The organism is Microlunatus parietis, assembly GCF_013407955.1.
Taxonomy (GTDB): domain Bacteria; phylum Actinomycetota; class Actinomycetes; order Propionibacteriales; family Propionibacteriaceae; genus Microlunatus; species Microlunatus parietis.
This window is the reverse complement of sequence record NZ_JACCBU010000001.1, coordinates 3,425,626-3,441,201: the sequence shown is the minus strand read 5'-3', so window position 1 is coordinate 3,441,201 and position 15,576 is coordinate 3,425,626. Positions and strand designations below refer to the sequence as shown.

Here is a 15,576-nt window from a genome sequence, read left to right as displayed (position 1 = left end):
ACCCGGCCGACCTTAGTGGCGGCCACCGACAGCCGCATCGCGGGCCGCAAAGCTCAATCGAGGCTGGACGGGAGCTTCCGCTCCGGGCTCACGATCCTGATCTCCAGCTCCTCGTCGGCGCAGGGCTCCTCGAAGCGCGGATCGGACCGCCCGGCCCGGCCGGGGAGCAGGTGCACGACAGCCCGGAAGCCGGCGATCCGGGCCCGATCCCGCCAGGCCGTGCGCTCCGACCGGCTCCACAGGTTCCAGTCCAGCACCGCGTCGGTACCGGCGCCGAGCACCTGGCCGGCGGTGTCCCAGATCAGGGCCGTGCAGCGGTCGGCGAACTCGCGGTAGCCAGGATCGTCGTCCGGCAGCCGGTAGAGCTGCTGCATCCACTCATCAAGGGTGAATCGGACCGCAGGATGGCTCCGCTCCAGCTCCCGGGCGAGGTCGGAGGTGCCGGAGCCGTCGGGGCTGGCGAGCAGGTGGAGGGTCGGCGCCGTCGCCCGCCGAACCGGGTACTGCTTCATGATCATGATTCTGCACCCACCGGGCCGCCGGATCCGGCAGATCGGAGGATGTCGTCGTTCAAGATCGCAACGATCCTCGTACGAGCAGCTGGTTCAGCCGATCGGCGGCGGCGTCGACGGCGTCGCGATCCCCGGTCAGCAGCAGGTCGAACAGCAGCCCGCGGGCCGCAGCCAGGGCGAGCCGCGCTGTCGCCGCACAGTCCTCTTCCGGTACGTCGAGCTTCCGGCACAGCCGTTCCATGGGCGGCAGCCAGGGATCGATCAACCCGCGCTGCAACGGCCGCGCGTGCTCCCGGTCCTGCATCGCGTGCGCGGCCAGCTCGAAGAACAGTCGGCCGTGCCGCTCGGCAGCCGTCGCGACCGCCTGCCAATAGCGTCGGCCCTGTTCCAGCGTCGGCCGCTCGGGATCCATCGCGGCGTCGAGCAGGTCCCGCTGCTGCCGCTCCACCTCGGCGACGACCGCGGTCAACAGGCCGTCCCTCGACCCGAAGTGATAGATCACCATCCGGTGGCTGGTGCCGAGCTCCTCGGCCAGGCGGCGCAGGCTGATGTCGCCGATGCCGGCCCGGGACAGGTAGTCGACGGCGCGGTCCAACAGCGCCTGCCGACCCGTCACCGAGTGGCCTCGGACCGTTCCTTGAGGCCGGCCATCTCCATCGCGACGTAGTCCCGGGCCAGCTTGCCGAGCAGCAGCCCGAACAGCCCGGCCAGCGGGCCGGTCTGCTCGAAGCCCAGCTTCGCCCGGGAACCGGTCGCGCTCGGTTCGACCGAGTGGCGGCCGACCGTCGTCAGCCCGGTCGAGTGGGCGGTCCAGTCGAACCGGCTGCCCTCGTCGAGTCGGCTCACGGTCCAGACCGCCTTCGGCAGCTTCGGCTGGACGACCTCGACGCGGGCCCCGACCCGGAGTTCGCCGTCGAGCAGCCGGATCGACTTCATGGACGCCGTCCACTCCGGCCAGCGCTCGACGTCGGCGAGGATCGACCACACGGTCGAGGACGGTGCAGCGATCGCGGCCTCTTGTTCCAGGTTCATGTACCAAATGGTACACGCGGCTTCGGTGTCGATTTCCGGGAGGCTCGGACGTGGTAGAGGTGAAACTTCGAGGAAGGGAGTGCGGATGTTCAAGGAGTCGTTTCCGATCATCGCGGTGCCGGAGGTGGACCGCGCGCTGCGGTTCTACCGTGACCTGGTGGGAGCGGAGGTGATCTACCAGTTCCCCGACTCGGGCCCGCCGGACTACGTCTCCTTGACGATCGGTGGGACCAAGCTCGGCATCGGCCGCGACCCCGAGGCGACCGAACCGTCGCGCCGGTTCGCCCTCTGGTTGTACGTGGACGACTGCGACGCCGCCGTTGATCAACTCCGGGCGGCCGGGGTGACGGTCGACGTCGAGCCGGCGGATCAACCGTGGGGCGAACGGACCGCGCAGGTCAAGGATTTCGACGGCAACGTGGTCCACCTCGGCGCGGCGCCGAGTTGATCATGACCCGGCGGCGCGCAGGATGCCGGTTGCACCCTCGGTGGCCCAGTCCTGGAAGATCGGCGCGGTGAACTCCGGGAAGAAGTCGTGCGCGGCCACCACGGCCCAGCGCAGATGGAGGAAGTGGGCGATGCCGTAGTCGGCCGGATCGACGTACGGGAAGGCATCCACGCCGCCGTGGGCGAGCAGCCAGACCAGGTCGGTCCGGGCCGGTGCTACGGCCGGATGCTGCCAGTCGATCACTCGGTAGCCGTCCTCGCCGAGGAGGATGTGCTCAGGTTTCAGGTCCCGGTGCACTACCCGGGACTCAGTAGCGATCTTGTCGATCACCGGCGCCGATGAGGTCCAGTCCGCGATTGCGTTGATCACCTCTGGTCCGGGTTCGGTGAACCGTCCGTCCATGATTAAGCGGCGGAGCTTGTCGAGGGTACGGGCCACCTCGGCGGTCCACAGGTGCGGCGACCCGACGTCGAGGCACACCGGCAGCCCCCGACTCAACCGGCCGAGTTGATCAAGGACCGCCTCGCCGTGTCGCCGCAGCTGATCATGGTCGACCGACAGCTCGCCGACTGACGGTGCGTCTATCCAGTCGATCACCATCGTCGAGCACCCGGCCAGCCGGCCGAGATAACGGTGGCCCGGCAGCAACGGCGACTTCGCCGCGGCGTAGAACTCCGGCTCGATCAGCGGCGGCAGGGTCGACTTGTAGGCGTACCTCCGGCCGTCGGACAGCTCGACACGCTCGGTCAGCGACAGTGGCCAATCGCGGATCGGCTCCCGGTTCACGAGCTCCCCGCCGAGCACAGCGGCGAGTTCGTCGTCGCTGTGCACGACCAACGGCTGCACCATCGGCCGTGGGCTAGCGATCGCCGTCCGGCCGGGCGCCCGGGCCGCTCTTCCACCAGTCGCGGACCCGGTTCGCCGCACTGCCGCTGACTCCGCTGACCACCGACCCGGCCTTGTTGAGCACCTTGAACAGCGGGTCGGCCGAGGTCTCGAAGTCCTTCCGGTATGAGGCTGCGGCGGCCTTCACGTCCTCGCTCAACGGGGCGTCCTTGTCGGCCGAGCGGCGCGGATAGTTGCCGGCCAGCACGTCCTCGTAGCCGGCATGGATCCACTTCTGCAGCTCCGCGGCCCGCAGCGCCGCCATCGGATGAGTCAGGTCGGCGGTCTGCAGGATCTTCAGGAAGCTGTCTCGGATGTCGCCACCGGACTCGTACTCCTTCGCCTGATCGAGGAACGCGGTGGTGTCCATCTCGTCCGGCTCCTTGGCCCCGGCCAGCGCCGCGTGCACCCGCAGCGCCGCCTTCGGGTCCTGGCCGCAGAGCAGCCCGGCCCGGTCGCAGGACAGCTCGGACTTCCGGAACCACTCGTTCAGGCCGAGGATGATCGCCCGCAGGCCCCAGGCGCCGATCGGCATCCACTGGATCGAATTCGCGACGGCGATCAGCTGCAGCAGCATCGTCCGGTAGAGCGCGTGGCCGGACAGCACGTGGCCGACCTCGTGCCCGACGATAAAGCGCAGCCCTTCATGATCAACGATGTCCAGCATCCCGGTGGTGATCACGATGATCGGCTTGTCCAGGCCGATCGCCATCGCGTTGGGCATCGGGTCGCGCTGCACGTACAACTCCGGCACCGGCTGCAGGTCCAGCGTCGTCGCGCATTCGGTGAGCACCTGGTGCAGATCCGGGAACTGGCGCGGCGACACCCGGATCGAGGTGGCCAGGAAGGCGAGCCGGACGCTGCGTTCACCGATCGCCCCGGAGATCGCCTTGAGCACCTGGTCGAAGCCGGGGATCGCTCGGAGCGCCACCAGGGCACCGCGATCGGCAGGGTGTTCGTACGCGCGCGGGCTGATGTCCGGGAACCGGATGCGCCCCGGCCGCGAGGTGTCTTCCGTCATGGCACCGAGGGTAGTCCGCGGCGGAAGCAGTGGGCGGCGATCAGCTGACGTCGAGGTCGACCCGGGCCACGAACCGGCGTTGCCACGGCGTCTCCACGGCTCGCGGGTGATAGTGCCGGCGGGTCCAGGCGACGGCTTCGGCGGCCGGAACGCCGCTCAGCCGGGCCAGGATCGCGACCGCGGTCCCGGTGCGGCCGATCCCGCCGCCGCAGGCCAACTCGACCCGGCGGGTCGCTGTTTGATCATGAACGCGGCGCAGGACCCGGACCGCCTCGGACCGGGAATGGGGCAGCCGGAAGTCCGGCCAGCGGACCCAGATCGACTCCCAGCCGTCCTCCCGGTGCGGCTTCGCGGTCAGGTAGACGCCGAGCTGCGGCCGTTCCGAGCCGTCCGGCCAGCCGTGCCGAAGCCCGCGCCCACGTAGCCGGCGCCCGTCCGGCAGCACGACCAGCCCCCGGGTCCCCTCACTCCACGACTCCATGCGTCCAAGGATGACGGACCGTCGCGACAACCCATTGACCGACTCCACGTCGGCCTTTTAAGATCAAGATCACGAATTCCGTAGTGCGGAGTAGTGATGTTGCACAGCGGATTCAAGGCATCTCAGGTTCAGGGCCGCTGAGTGGTGGGCGGGGTGATCACTGTCGACAGCGCGCAGCTCCTGGCGCTGCCGGAACCGAAGGAGTCCTGATCATGGAAACCCGTCCCACACCGGTCGTTCTCGAGGTCGACGGCTCGGTCGCCGGACCACCGGTCGACTGGGCCGGCGGGATCCTCGCCGATCAGCTGGCCCGGAGCGGAGCGGAGTTGATCACCGCGGGCGACGACCCGGCGGTGCGAGTGGTCGCGGCGGATGATCAAGGTCCGGAGGACTTCGCCTACGAGGCCGGCGACGGCCGGTTGACCGTCCGGGCCGGCTCGGCCGTCGGAGCTTCGTACGCGCTGATCGGGCTGGCCGACCAGGTCGCCCTGGACGGCTCGCTGGATGCGGCGATCGGTCATTTGGACGGGCGGCGGGCCGTCGCTGCCGTACCGACGCGGGGGATCATGCGGTCCTTCTCCAGCGTCGACGAGGACCTGCCCTGGTTCCATGATCGACAGTTCTGGACCGATTACCTGGACTGGATCGCCCGGTGCCGGTTCAGCCGGTTCCACCTGGCCCTCGGCATGCAGTACAACTACGGTGCTGACCGGCACGGCGCGACCGACAACTACCTCTGCTTCGCCTACCCGTTCCTGTTCGACGTGGACGGCTGGGACGTCAAGGCGGAAGGGGTCTCGGCGGAGGAGCGGCGGGCCAACCTGGAGATGATCAAGTTCGTCGCGGCCGAGGCGACCCGGCGCGGCCTGAAGTTCCAGCTCGGCCTGTGGAACCACGCGTACGACTACGGCCGCGACTCCGAGCACCGATTCCCGATCACCGGCCTCACCCCGGAGACCCACGCCGACTACTGTGCCGCGGCGATCACCCGGCTGGTGGCCGAGGTGCCGGAACTGAGCGGGTTCACGTTCCGGGTGCATTACGAGGGCGGGATTCATGATCAAGGCCATGAGGCGTTCTGGGGCACGGTGTTCGACGCGCTGGCGGCGACCGGGCGGGAGCTCGAGGTCGACCTGCACGCCAAGGGAGTTGATCAAGCTCTGCTGGATGCGGTCGACCAGCCCACGCTGCACCCGGTGCTGTCCGCCAAGTATTGGGCGGAGCACCAGGGGCTGCCGTACCACCAGACGTCGATCCGCCGGCGGGAGGAGGCCAAGCCGGTGCCGCCGGGCAAGGAGATGACGGCGATCACCGAGTTCTCCCGCCGGTTCACCCGCTATGGGTACGGCGACTTCCTCAACGAAGATCGCCAGGCGGATTTGATCTTCCGGGTCTGGCCGGGCACCCAGAAGGTGCTGCTCTGGGGCGACCCGGCGCTCGCGGCCGGCTACGGGCGGCTGTCCACCTTCGCCGGCGCCCGCGGCGTGGACGTCTGTGAGCCGCTGTTCTTCAAGGGGCGCAAGGGATCCGGCCGGCCCGGCGGCCGTGAGCTGTACGTCGATCCGGAGTTGAAACTCGGGCTGCAGGACTGGACCAAGTACCGGTACACCTATCTGCTCTGGGGCCGGCTGCTCTACAACCCGGACGCGCCGGCCGACGAGTGGGTGGGCCATCTGCGCGAGGCGTACGGGGACGCCGCCGGCGCTGTGGCGGACGCGCTGGCCCCGCTCAGCCGGATCCTGCCGTTGATCACCGTCGTGCACGGCGTCGGCGGCTCCAACAACGGCTACTGGCCCGAGGTCTACACGAATCTGCCGGTCACCGACGGGGTCCATCCCGGGCACTACCGCGACACCGACGACCCGCCGTGCTGGGGCACCGTCAGCCCGTTCGACCCGACCCAGTTCTACGTGATCGACCAGTACGCGGACGACCTGGCGGCCGGGCGGCTGGACGGCCGCCACACCCCGGCGGAGGTGGCCGGGTGGCTCGACGGCATGACCGACGCTGCGGCCGGGCCGTTGGAATCGCTGCGCTCCGTGGCCGACCCGTCGCCGCAGCTGCGCCGGGCCCTGGTCGACCTGGAGGTCCAGCACCGGTTGGGCCGCTACTTCGCCGGCAAGTTCCGCTCCGCCGCCGACTATGCGGTGTGGCGCCGGACCGGCAACGTCGGCTCGCTGCGGCGGGCCGTCGACCAGCACCGGGCGGCCCTGCGCGCGTACGCCGAGATCCTGCCGATCGTCGACGGCGTCTACACGATCGACCTGCGCTTCGGCCCGGAACGCAACGAGCACGGCCACTGGGCCGACCGGCTGCCGGCGCTGGAGCAGGACGTCATCTCGATGGAGGCCGAACTGGCCGAGGCCACCGGACCCGACCACATCACCGCCGACGAGCCGGCCCCGCTCGAGCATCCGCTCCGGCCTGCCCGGACCGGGCTGCGCCATGAGCCGCCGAAGACGTACGCGCGGGGCGAGCACCTGGTCATTTCTGTGCAGGCCGACCCCGGGGTGACCGCCGTCCGGCTGAACTACCGGCACGTCAATCAGGCCGAGTCCTTCGAGCAGGTCGACCTGGAGCCCGCGAACGGCGGCTACCAGGGCACCATCCCGGCCGCCTACACCGCGTCGACGTACCCGCTGATGTACTTCTTCACCGTCGACCAAGCCGAGCAGGGCGTCACCGTCCACCCCGGCTTCAAGCCCGATCTCGCGAACCAGCCGTACCACCTGGTCACGAGCGACCAGTTCACCGGCGGCCCCCAAGCCCGTGCCACCACCTAACCCCATCCTGAGCTCCGCCTCCGCGACCGTTCCTCCGATCCGCGACTGTTGCATTGGTCGCGGGTGCGTGGAACGGTCGCGGATTGGTCAGCGGGGAGCGGGCTCCGCCTCCGGCCGCCGGGCCCTCCCGCGATCGTCGCCGCCTCCGTTCCGCATCCGCGACCGTTCCTCCGATCCGCGACCGTTGCACCGGTCGCATTTGCGTGGAACGGTCGCGGATTGTCAGCGGGGAGCGGCTCCGCCTCCGGCCGCCGGCCCTCCCGCGATCGTCGTCGCCTCCGCTCCGCAGTCGCGACCGTTCCTCCGTTCCGCGAATGTTGCATGGTCGCGGGTGCGAGGAACGGTCGCGGATGTGGCGATCGAGCGGTTGTCCACAGTTGGCCGCAGCCAATTTCGCGTATCCACAGATTCTCTGCGGCGGTGGCGACGGTGCGGTGGGGTGGTGGAGTTCGAAGGGTGAGCGAGGTTGTGATGGCGCGGCAGTTGGTCGCAGCCGGGTTTCGACCCTCGGAGATCGCGCGGCTGGTCCGGCGGCGGGAGCTGATCCGGATCCGGCGTGGTGGATACGTGACCGACGAGCCTGAAGATGAACGGGAGCGGCACCGACAGCTGATCGACGCGACGCTGCGACTGAGCAGGACCGATGTGGTCGTCAGTCACCTCTCGGCTGCGGCGCTGCACGGATTGCCGATCGTGAGGAACACGCTGGACCGGGTCGAGCTGAGTCGGCACGGCAGGTCGGGTGGCTACGTCAGGAAGGCCGTCCATCTTCACGCGGTACCGCTGACGGACGCGGATCGGGAGGTCCTCGATGGGCGTCCCGTGACGACGCTCGCCCGTACCGCCGTCGATGTGGCCCGCCGACTGCCGGAGCGTCGCGCGGTGTCCGTGGCCGACGCTGCACTTGCCTACGGCATGACGGTGGAGCAGGCCGCGGCCGCGGTCGGCAGACTCGGCAGATGCACCGGGATCGGCCGGGCTCGTCGGGTGTTGGATTTCGCCGACGGGCGGAGCGAGAGCGTGGGCGAGTCGGAAGGTCGGTTCGTCATGGCTGTGGCGGGTCTGCCGCCGCCGACTCTGCAGTACGAGGTGTACGACGAGCGCGGTGAGTTCGTCGCTCGGTGTGACTATGCCTGGCCGGAACAGCGGACCCTCGGCGAGTTCGACGGGCTGATCAAGTACGGCCGGCTGCTGAAGCCGGGCGAGACGAGCTCGGACATCATCGTGGCCGAGAAGCTCCGCGAGGACGCATTGCGCGACCTCGGGTGGGAGGTCGTCCGGCTGATCTGGGCCGACCTCTCCCGTCCTGCCGACCTCACCGCCCGCGTCCGCCGAGCCTTCGCCCGCGCCAGGACCTGACTCGGCGCCCACGGGCCCCAAACCCCGCATCCGCGACCGTTCCACTCATCCGCGACTGCTGCAGCGGTCGCGGATAGACGTAACGGTCGCGGTTGCGCTTGGGCTCGGGTGCGATCGCGCGTCTCGGGGCCGGTTCGGGACTGAGCTTGGCAACCCGTGGACCCGCCGAGATCCGCGACCGTTCCACTCATATGCGACCGCTGCATCAGTCGCGGATCGGTGCAACAGTCCCGGATAGGTGCGGGGCGGCGCGGATTGGCGCGGAGTGGGGACGGGCGGGTAGTCTGCGGGGTCGGTGTCGCTTCGGCGCCGCCGTGCGGGCTGCTCGCGGAACGAGTGGCTCGCTGCATTCGCCCTCCTGCCACGGGGCCGTCCCGTGGCCGCTGAGACCAGAGGAGGTGGAGTTCGCGCATGCGCAAGTACGAGATCATGGTCATCCTCGACCCCGATACTGAAGAGCGTTCCGTTCAGCCGACGCTCGAGCAGTACCTGAAGATCATCACCAACGGTGGCGGATCGGTCGAGAATCTTGACATCTGGGGCCGTCGCCGGCTGGCGTACGACATCCGGAAGAAGTCCGAAGGCATCTACGCGGTGATCGACCTGACCGCGGCCCCGGACGACGTGAAGGAGCTGACCCGTCAGTTCTCGATCAACGAAACGGTCATGCGGACCAAGGTCATCCGGCCCGAACTGCACTGAGCGTCCGGGCACGTACCCGCGATGACGGTCGGGGGACTTGTCCACAAGATTGCGGCCGCAGAGGTGCCGATGTCAGTCGATGCTGGCACCCTGGTGACCGACCGCAGACCGTACTAGCTTGACGGAGACCTCAACGATGGCAGGCGAAACCCAGATCACGCTCGTCGGCAACCTCACCGCCGACCCGGAGCTTCGCTTCACCCCCTCGGGTGCGGCGGTGGCCAACTTCACCGTCGCGTCCACGCCGCGCACGTTCGACCGGCAGACCGGCGAGTGGCGAGACGGCGAGGCGATGTTCCTCAACTGCGCCGTCTGGCGGCAGGCGGCGGAGAACGTCGCCGAGTCGCTGCAGAAGGGCATGCGCGTGATCGTCCAGGGACGTCTGAAGTCGCGGACGTACGACACTCGCGAGGGTGAGCGGCGCACCGTCTTCGAGATCGACGTCGACGAGATCGGTCCCGCTTTGCGGTACGCCTCGGCCAAGGTGACCCGGAACCCTGCCGGTCAGGGTCGCCAGGGTGGCGGCGGCGGAGGCGGTTACAGCAGCAACAGCGGCGGTGGCGGCGGCTACGGCGGCAACACCGGCGGCGAGGACCCGTGGGCCACCGGTGCCCCGGCAGCGCCGCGCGGCGGCCAGCCGTCCGGCGGCGGCGATCCGTGGGCGTCGCCGCAGAGCGACGAACCCCCGTTCTGATCCATTCCCACTATTCACAGGCACATTCCGGCCGGGGAGACAGGCCCTGGCCGGGCTCAGTAAAGGAGAGCACCACAATGGCCACATCACCGCCTGTTCAGCGCAAGCCGAAGAAGAAGTCGAACCCGCTGAAGGCCGGCCAGAACATCGACTACAAGGACGTCAACACCCTGCGCAAGTTCATCTCCGAGCGTGGCAAGATCCGCGCCCGGCGGGTGACCGGACTGAGTGTCCAGGAGCAGCGCAAGGTCGCGATCGCGATCAAGAACGCCCGCGAGGTGGCCCTGCTGCCGTACGCCTCGACGGCGCGCTGAGTCGAAGGAGTCTGACCAGATGAAGCTCATTCTGACTGCCGCCGTGGACAACCTCGGGGTTGCCGGCGACATCGTCGAGGTGAAGGACGGCTACGGCCGGAACTACCTGATCCCGCGCAACTTCGCGATCCGTTGGACCAAGGGTGGCGAGAAGCAGATCGAGGGCATCAAGCGGAGCCGGGACGCCCGGGAGATCCGTGGCCTCGACCACGCCCAGGAGGTCCGGGCCCAGATCGAGGGCCTGACCGTTCAGCTCGAGCGGCGGGCCGGCGACACCGGCAAGCTGTTCGGCGCGATTACGGCCGCTGACGTCGTCAGCGCGATCAAGAAGTCCGGCGGTCCCGCGGTGGACAAGCGGACCGTCGAGATCGGCAAGCCGATCAAGACCGTCGGCGCGCACACCGTCGGCGTGAAGCTGCACGACGCCGTCACCGCGCATCTGCCGGTCACGGTCGTCGCGGCTAGCTGAACCGAAGCACCGCAGCGGCCCCGCACCCGGTCAGGGTGCGGGGCCGTTGTCGTTCCCGGGGCCCGGAGTGAACTGGCCGCGTGGCCAACGCCGCTGGCCGCGCGGCCGATGTGGCGGCGCGTGCGGGTGGCGAGGCTGAACGCATGACAACCCTGCAGACCCCTCCCTCGCTGAATCGAGCGACCCGGCCGCTGAGCCGGCGCCTGTCCGCACTGGGCCTGATCGGCTACCTCGCCGTGGCCGCCACCGCGCTGCTGCGGCCCTGGTTGCCGGCGCTCAGCCCGGAGCACGACTACGCCTCCCACTACGGCTACGCGACTCCGGCCTGGGTCTCGCTGACGGCGGTCACGGCCGGGTTCCTGACCTTGCTGGTACGGCAGCGACGCCCGACCGGCCGTGCCACGCTGGCGGCGGGCGGCGGGACGGTCGTCCTGCTCCTCTGGGCCTCCGCCGGTGTGGTGCTCGACCTATTCCGGGCGTTCTTCTGGTTCACCGGCATCCCGGCCGGCGAGTTCGGGCTGGTCGACTGGCGCGGCGCGGCGGGCCGAATCGCGGCCGCCGCGGCCATGGTTCCGACCGCCCTGATCATGCTGCGCGCCGACGCCGCCCGGCCTGCGGACCGGGAGCCGGCGCGCTGGGCGGCGCTGGTGGCCGCCGGGCTCGCCCTGGTCTATCCAGGGGTGAAGTTCTACTGGTTCCTCGGCGGTACGTTCGCCCGGCCGAACCCCTATCCGGAGGGCTTTCCGGCCGCCGAGTCGGTGATCCTGGTCGGCGGCGTGGCGCTATCGTTGCTGCTCATGCGCGGCATGCGGACCAGGCTCCTGCAGGCCGGCCTGGTCGCCTCCGGCTGGCTGGTGAGTCTGGTCACCCTGAACCAGGGCCTGCTGCCCGTCTTCGGCATGATCAACTACGGCCTGGGCGGACCGCGTCCCGCCGCTGTCGGGGCGTTCGCGGGCGCCAGCTGGATGACCGCAGTTCTGTACGGGAGCTGGGCGGCGCTCGGTGTCTTCCTGGTGATCGCGACCCGTAACTGCCGCCGCCGGAACCGGGCCTGATCATGAACCGCTGGTCGTCCTGGCCGGACCGGCACCCGGCGGCCTGGGATCTCGTGATCACCGCCGCGCTGGCCCTACTGCTCGGGATCCCGTCGCTGGTGATCATGGTCGTCTCGGTGCCGTGGCCGGCCGGCCTGGTGATGGCGGCCGGCCTGCTGGCCGGCCATGCCGCGCCCCTGTGGCGGCGCCGGTCACCGGTGCTCGCGTTGATCATGGTCGCCGTGGGGGTGGTGCTCATGGCGGCCGGCAGCCCGTACTTCCTGTTGTTGCCCTCGGTACTGTTGCTGCCGCTCGCGCTGTGCGACTTCAGCACCCGCAGTCCGGCCCGTCGGTCGCTCGTCGCGGCCGGGGCGGCGGTGCTCGGCCCGGCCTTGATCGGGTTGCGGGCGATCGTCCAGCCGGCCCCCGGACTGGCCGGCCCGACCGCCTGGCTCGTCGCCGGCCTGCTCGCGGTGATCATGGTGGCGGCCTGGCTGATCGGCGCCTATCGCCGGTCCCGGCTGGAGCAGACGGCGTTGCTGGCCGACCGTGCCGCGGCCCGGGAACGCGACCGGATCGCGACCGAGTTCCACGACATTGTCGGCCACTCGCTGGCGGTGATCGTGGCCCAGGCGCGCGGCGCCGGGTTCGCGATCGGCCACGACCCACCGGCCGCCCGGGCCGCGCTCGGCGCGATCGAGGACACCGGCCGGGCCGCGCTCGGCGAGCTGCGGGCCCTGGTCGGCGTGCTCGGCGGGCGGGACGGCCACCTCGGCCCGGTGCCCCGCTTGGACGGGCTGCCGGACCTGCTGCGCCGGACCCGCGACGCGGGCCTGACCGTCGAGGAGACCAGCAGTGGCCGTCCCCGGCGGCTGGGCGACGGGGCCGAACTGGCCGCGTACCGGGTGGTGCAGGAGGGCCTGACCAACGTGATCAAGCACGCCGGTCCGGCGGCGCGGGCCACCGTCGAGCTCGCCTGGCATGATCATGAACTGGTCGTGTCGGTGCACAACCAGGCCGACACGATGCCGCGCCCGGGACAGCCCGGCGGTACCGGGCTGGTGGGGCTCCGGACGAGGGTCGAGGCGGTCGGCGGCCGGGTCGAGGCGGGGCCGGAGCCGGGCGGCGGCTTCCGGGTGCGGGCGCGCTTTCCGTACCAGGGAAGGGATCCGGCATGATCAAGGTCTATCTGGTCGACGACACCGAGCTGATCAGGACCGGCTGTGCGATGGTGATCAACGCTCAGCCCGACCTGACCGTCGTCGGTCAGGCGGGCTCCGGTGCCGAGGCGCTGCGGGAGCTGGCCGAGACGCCGGCGGACGTGGTGCTGCTCGACATCAGGATGCCCGGCCTGGACGGCATCGAGGTGGTCCGCCGGCTGGTGGCCGCGCCCGGTCCGACGCCCAAGATCATCGTGCTGACCACGTTCGACCTCGACGAGTACGCCCTCGCCGCGCTGACCGCCGGAGCCCAGGGCTTCCTGCTCAAGGATGCACCGGCCGCCGACCTGCTGGCCGCGATCAGGTCCGTACACGAGGGCAGTTCGGTGCTGGCCCCGGCGACCGCGCGGCGGCTGTTCGACCTGCTCGCCGATCGGGTCGACCACGGCGGCCCGGATGTGGCCGCTCAACTGACCGAACGGGAGCGCGAGGTGGTCATCCTGGTCGCGACCGGTGCCGGCAACGCGGAGATCGCGGCACAGCTGTTCGTGTCCACCAGTACGGTCAAGGCCCACATCGCGAGCATTCTGCGCAAACTCGACCTGCGGGATCGGATCCACATCGTGATCTGGGCCTACGAGCACCGCTTCGTGCGTCCCTCCTGACTCAAGGGCTTGCCTCCGCAAGGAGCTGCCAGGCACGATCGGCGAGGTCGGCCGGGCCGCGCTCGCCGACCTCGAGATCGATCATGGTCCAGCCGGTCCGCCGCAGCGCCCGCCGGGTCAGCTCGGCCTCGGCTCGAAGGTGGTCGGCGGCGGAGTCTAGGTCCGTCACGTGACCCGTTCCGGGCGAGCGCCGCAGCTTGCTCACGTACCAGTCGAGCCAGGCGGGACCCTCCCGGTCGGCCGCGCGGACCAGGGTGGCCCGCGGGTCGTCGGCCAGCCGGACGATGATCACCTCGGTCGGCGGCGCCACCCGGCCGAGTTCGGCGACGATCGCGTCGATCGCCGGCTCGTCGTAGCCCCAGGCCAGCAGGGAGGGGATGTACGGCAGCAGCGCATCGGTGATCAACACCTCGATGCCGTCGAGCTCGGCCTGGCGGAGGTAGCGCCGAGTGGCCGCGATCAGGGTCGCCGGCCGGACACTGCCGGCGCCACCGGCGAACTCCGTCGCCACATCGGCGAACGCGGGCCGGGTCAGGATGTCCTCTTCGGCGAAATGATCAACCGAGCGGCCCGCCGCGACGAACCGCTCGGCCAGCGCGCCGCAGAGCGTCGACTTGCCGCTGCCCGGGCTGCCGATGACGGAGATCAGGGTGGTGGGCACGACTCCACCCTGTCAGAGTTCGAGTCGGCCCCGGCCACGGTCCGTCGGTGGTCCGAGACCGCAGCCGGCGGCGCAGCGTCGAGTCGACCACGGGCCCCGCCTTGATCAACGACGTCGAGCGCGGCCGCCGCCGGGCTACTGGATGCGGGCGGTGGCTCAGGAACGGCGGCCGGGGCAGGTTCGGCCAGGATGATCAAGTGGGCGCCGCCCGCCCGGCGGGCGGGAGCCATGGAGTTGATCACCGCGAAGGTGGCCAATCCGGCCACGGCGACCGAGGGCGGCTCCGGCGAGAACACGGTCTGGTCGCTGACCCGGCATCCGTTGGTGTGGGCGTCGTTATCCCTTGTCTGGGTGAGGACCCGCGGAGTCCGGCGCTGCGCGAGGGATCTGGGCCGGTGCGAAGAACGGACGGCTGGACCACTCGACCGACGCCGGCGCGCTTCAGGTGAGCTCTCGCCGGTCAGTGAGCCAGTCGCGGATTCGGCGCCCTCGGCGGGGCATCGGTTGCGGCTCGTGGGCGGAGGGTGCGGCGATGCACCTCAATCCGCTGGTGGCACAGAATTGCACTGGCTGTCGCTCAACGGCCGGGGAACCGGTACCCCAATGCGGCAAAGGGCAAAATCGTGCCACAGCCTGCCTGACGGGTGCGAACCGGACGGGACGCGCAGGAAAGGAAGTCGCTCGCGTTGAGGGCTCAGGTCGGCGCCGTCGCTGTCACCATCGGCGAGGCCCGGGTCAGTTCGGCCAGGACGGGGAGCGGCCGAGCAGGGCGACGATCTTGTCCAGCGAGCTCGCGTCGTCGGCGTACGGGACGGCCGGGCCGAACGGGGAGCCGGGGGCGGTGCGGGACGCGTCGTCGGGAATCTGCTCGGACAGGTCGAGCACCGGCTGCAGGATCTCGTCGTCGAACTCGAGCGGCAGGTCAAGAGTCCGGGCCAGGTCCCAGGCGTGCACGACGGAGTCGACGTGCTGCATCAGCACCGCCTGTGCGCCGGGGAACTCGCGCTCCCGGGTCAGCAGCGGCAGGGCGAACGAGCGCTCCAGCACGCCGGGCTCGGCGAACGCCTCGAGCAGCGTCTTGGTGGCCGCCGCGTAGTCGGCCACCGGGTCGGCCCGGTTCGGGTCGCCGGCCCATGGCTCGAGGTCGTTGCCCCGGCCGCGGGCGGCGGCCGCGAAGCCGAGGTTCTCGGTGGTCATGTGGTCGAGCACTTGGCGCAGGTTCCAGCCGGCGCACGGGGTCGGGGCGTCCAGCTGCTGGGGCGTGGCCTGCTCGGCCAGTTCCACGGTACGGCGGGCGGCCACGGCATGCTGGGCGATCAAGGAATCAGTAGGCATGCGTAGATCATAAGCATGCGC

The 15,576-nt window shown here is 70.3% G+C and carries 18 protein-coding genes; 10 read left to right on the top strand and 8 right to left on the bottom strand.

Annotated elements, in window-relative coordinates; all coding sequences use genetic code 11:
• Window positions 1-53 precede the first annotated feature (53 nt).
• From BKA15_RS16615 to BKA15_RS16605, 3 genes are read right to left on the bottom strand one after another with little or no spacing between them, the layout of a single operon-like run.
• Window positions 54-518: a P-loop nucleotide/nucleoside kinase family protein gene (locus tag BKA15_RS16615; protein WP_179752580.1), complete on the bottom strand. Its 465-nt coding sequence runs from the start codon at window positions 516-518 to the stop codon at window positions 54-56.
• Window positions 519-570: 52 nt separating this feature from the next.
• Window positions 571-1,128, bottom strand: a complete 558-nt coding sequence (locus BKA15_RS16610) for a TetR/AcrR family transcriptional regulator (protein ID WP_179752578.1) — start codon at window positions 1,126-1,128, stop codon at window positions 571-573.
• Entirely contained in the window at window positions 1,125-1,544 is a 420-nt protein-coding gene (locus BKA15_RS16605) for an SRPBCC family protein (RefSeq protein ID WP_179752576.1), read from the bottom strand. Before BKA15_RS16605 ends, BKA15_RS16610 begins: the two co-directional genes overlap by 4 nt.
• Before the next feature lie 85 nt (window positions 1,545-1,629).
• Between BKA15_RS16605 and BKA15_RS16600 the strand changes: the two genes are divergently transcribed.
• A complete protein-coding gene (locus BKA15_RS16600) occupies window positions 1,630-1,992 on the top strand; it encodes a VOC family protein (RefSeq protein ID WP_179752574.1) in 363 nt (120 codons plus the stop codon).
• On the opposite strand, the gene BKA15_RS16595 is transcribed toward BKA15_RS16600, so the two are convergent.
• From BKA15_RS16595 to BKA15_RS16585, 3 genes are read right to left on the bottom strand one after another with little or no spacing between them, the layout of a single operon-like run.
• A complete protein-coding gene (locus BKA15_RS16595) occupies window positions 1,993-2,841 on the bottom strand; it encodes a phosphotransferase (protein WP_179752572.1) in 849 nt (282 codons plus the stop codon).
• Window positions 2,842-2,851: 10 nt separating this feature from the next.
• Entirely contained in the window at window positions 2,852-3,898 is a 1,047-nt protein-coding gene (locus BKA15_RS16590; protein WP_179752570.1) for a M48 family metallopeptidase, read from the bottom strand.
• A 40-nt stretch (window positions 3,899-3,938) separates the two neighbouring features.
• Complete coding sequence (locus tag BKA15_RS16585; RefSeq protein WP_179752568.1) at window positions 3,939-4,379, bottom strand: protein-tyrosine phosphatase family protein; 441 nt, start codon at window positions 4,377-4,379, stop codon at window positions 3,939-3,941.
• A 212-nt stretch (window positions 4,380-4,591) separates the two neighbouring features.
• Here BKA15_RS16585 and BKA15_RS16580 point away from each other — a divergent pair, with 212 nt between their 5' ends.
• The 9 genes from BKA15_RS16580 to BKA15_RS16540 all read left to right on the top strand — a co-directional run bounded on the left by BKA15_RS16580 (window position 4,592) and on the right by BKA15_RS16540 (window position 13,559).
• Entirely contained in the window at window positions 4,592-7,162 is a 2,571-nt protein-coding gene (locus tag BKA15_RS16580; RefSeq protein WP_179752566.1) for a hypothetical protein, read from the top strand.
• 456 nt (window positions 7,163-7,618) lie between these two features.
• Window positions 7,619-8,521 carry a hypothetical protein gene (locus BKA15_RS16575; protein WP_179752564.1) on the top strand — a complete coding sequence of 301 codons (903 nt, stop codon included), beginning with the start codon at window positions 7,619-7,621 and terminating at the stop codon, window positions 8,519-8,521.
• 411 nt (window positions 8,522-8,932) lie between these two features.
• Window positions 8,933-9,223, top strand: a complete 291-nt coding sequence (gene rpsF, locus BKA15_RS16570; RefSeq protein ID WP_179752563.1) for a 30S ribosomal protein S6 — start codon at window positions 8,933-8,935, stop codon at window positions 9,221-9,223.
• A gap of 136 nt (window positions 9,224-9,359) precedes the next feature.
• Window positions 9,360-9,917, top strand: coding sequence for a single-stranded DNA-binding protein (locus BKA15_RS16565; RefSeq protein ID WP_179752561.1), 558 nt, complete (start codon window positions 9,360-9,362; stop codon window positions 9,915-9,917).
• Between the two features lie 77 nt (window positions 9,918-9,994).
• The gene (rpsR, locus tag BKA15_RS16560) at window positions 9,995-10,231 is read left to right on the top strand and encodes a 30S ribosomal protein S18 (RefSeq protein ID WP_179752559.1); all 237 of its coding nucleotides are present in this window, start codon (window positions 9,995-9,997) and stop codon (window positions 10,229-10,231) included.
• Between the two features lie 19 nt (window positions 10,232-10,250).
• On the top strand, window positions 10,251-10,700 hold the full coding sequence (rplI, locus tag BKA15_RS16555) for a 50S ribosomal protein L9 (RefSeq protein WP_179752557.1): 450 nt from the start codon (window positions 10,251-10,253) through the stop codon (window positions 10,698-10,700).
• Window positions 10,701-10,843: 143 nt separating this feature from the next.
• Window positions 10,844-11,755, top strand: coding sequence for a hypothetical protein (locus BKA15_RS16550; RefSeq protein WP_179752555.1), 912 nt, complete (start codon window positions 10,844-10,846; stop codon window positions 11,753-11,755).
• Between the two features lie 2 nt (window positions 11,756-11,757).
• Window positions 11,758-12,912 carry a sensor histidine kinase gene (locus BKA15_RS16545; RefSeq protein WP_179752553.1) on the top strand — a complete coding sequence of 385 codons (1,155 nt, stop codon included), beginning with the start codon at window positions 11,758-11,760 and terminating at the stop codon, window positions 12,910-12,912.
• Window positions 12,909-13,559, top strand: coding sequence for a response regulator (locus BKA15_RS16540; protein ID WP_179752551.1), 651 nt, complete (start codon window positions 12,909-12,911; stop codon window positions 13,557-13,559). The genes BKA15_RS16545 and BKA15_RS16540 overlap by 4 nt, the downstream gene beginning before the upstream one ends.
• Before the next feature lies 1 nt (window position 13,560).
• Here the strand turns inward: BKA15_RS16540 and BKA15_RS16535 are convergent, their stop codons facing one another.
• Window positions 13,561-14,220 (bottom strand): hypothetical protein, encoded by a 660-nt coding sequence (locus tag BKA15_RS16535; RefSeq protein ID WP_179752549.1) that lies wholly within the window; start codon window positions 14,218-14,220, stop codon window positions 13,561-13,563.
• Between the two features lie 735 nt (window positions 14,221-14,955).
• On the bottom strand, window positions 14,956-15,555 hold the full coding sequence (locus BKA15_RS16530) for a TIGR03086 family metal-binding protein (protein WP_179752547.1): 600 nt from the start codon (window positions 15,553-15,555) through the stop codon (window positions 14,956-14,958).
• Between the last annotated feature and the right edge of the window lie 21 nt (window positions 15,556-15,576).

Excerpts from the sequence above, each read along its gene's own strand:
- BKA15_RS16545 (WP_179752553.1), top strand. The coding sequence starts at position 11,758 with ATGAACCGCTGGTCGTCCTGGCCGGACCGGCACCCGGCGGCCTGGGAT.
- BKA15_RS16615 (WP_179752580.1), bottom strand. The coding sequence starts at position 518 with ATGATCATGAAGCAGTACCCGGTTCGGCGGGCGACGGCGCCGACCCTC.
- BKA15_RS16580 (WP_179752566.1), top strand. The coding sequence starts at position 4,592 with ATGGAAACCCGTCCCACACCGGTCGTTCTCGAGGTCGACGGCTCGGTC.
- rpsF (WP_179752563.1), top strand. The coding sequence starts at position 8,933 with ATGCGCAAGTACGAGATCATGGTCATCCTCGACCCCGATACTGAAGAG.
- rplI (WP_179752557.1), top strand. The coding sequence starts at position 10,251 with ATGAAGCTCATTCTGACTGCCGCCGTGGACAACCTCGGGGTTGCCGGC.
- BKA15_RS16550 (WP_179752555.1), top strand. The coding sequence starts at position 10,844 with ATGACAACCCTGCAGACCCCTCCCTCGCTGAATCGAGCGACCCGGCCG.
- BKA15_RS16530 (WP_179752547.1), bottom strand. The coding sequence starts at position 15,555 with ATGCCTACTGATTCCTTGATCGCCCAGCATGCCGTGGCCGCCCGCCGT.
- BKA15_RS16585 (WP_179752568.1), bottom strand. The coding sequence starts at position 4,379 with ATGGAGTCGTGGAGTGAGGGGACCCGGGGGCTGGTCGTGCTGCCGGAC.
- rpsR (WP_179752559.1), top strand. The coding sequence starts at position 9,995 with ATGGCCACATCACCGCCTGTTCAGCGCAAGCCGAAGAAGAAGTCGAAC.
- BKA15_RS16595 (WP_179752572.1), bottom strand. The coding sequence starts at position 2,841 with ATGGTGCAGCCGTTGGTCGTGCACAGCGACGACGAACTCGCCGCTGTG.
- BKA15_RS16605 (WP_179752576.1), bottom strand. The coding sequence starts at position 1,544 with ATGAACCTGGAACAAGAGGCCGCGATCGCTGCACCGTCCTCGACCGTG.
- BKA15_RS16600 (WP_179752574.1), top strand. The coding sequence starts at position 1,630 with ATGTTCAAGGAGTCGTTTCCGATCATCGCGGTGCCGGAGGTGGACCGC.
- BKA15_RS16565 (WP_179752561.1), top strand. The coding sequence starts at position 9,360 with ATGGCAGGCGAAACCCAGATCACGCTCGTCGGCAACCTCACCGCCGAC.
- BKA15_RS16590 (WP_179752570.1), bottom strand. The coding sequence starts at position 3,898 with ATGACGGAAGACACCTCGCGGCCGGGGCGCATCCGGTTCCCGGACATC.
- BKA15_RS16540 (WP_179752551.1), top strand. The coding sequence starts at position 12,909 with ATGATCAAGGTCTATCTGGTCGACGACACCGAGCTGATCAGGACCGGC.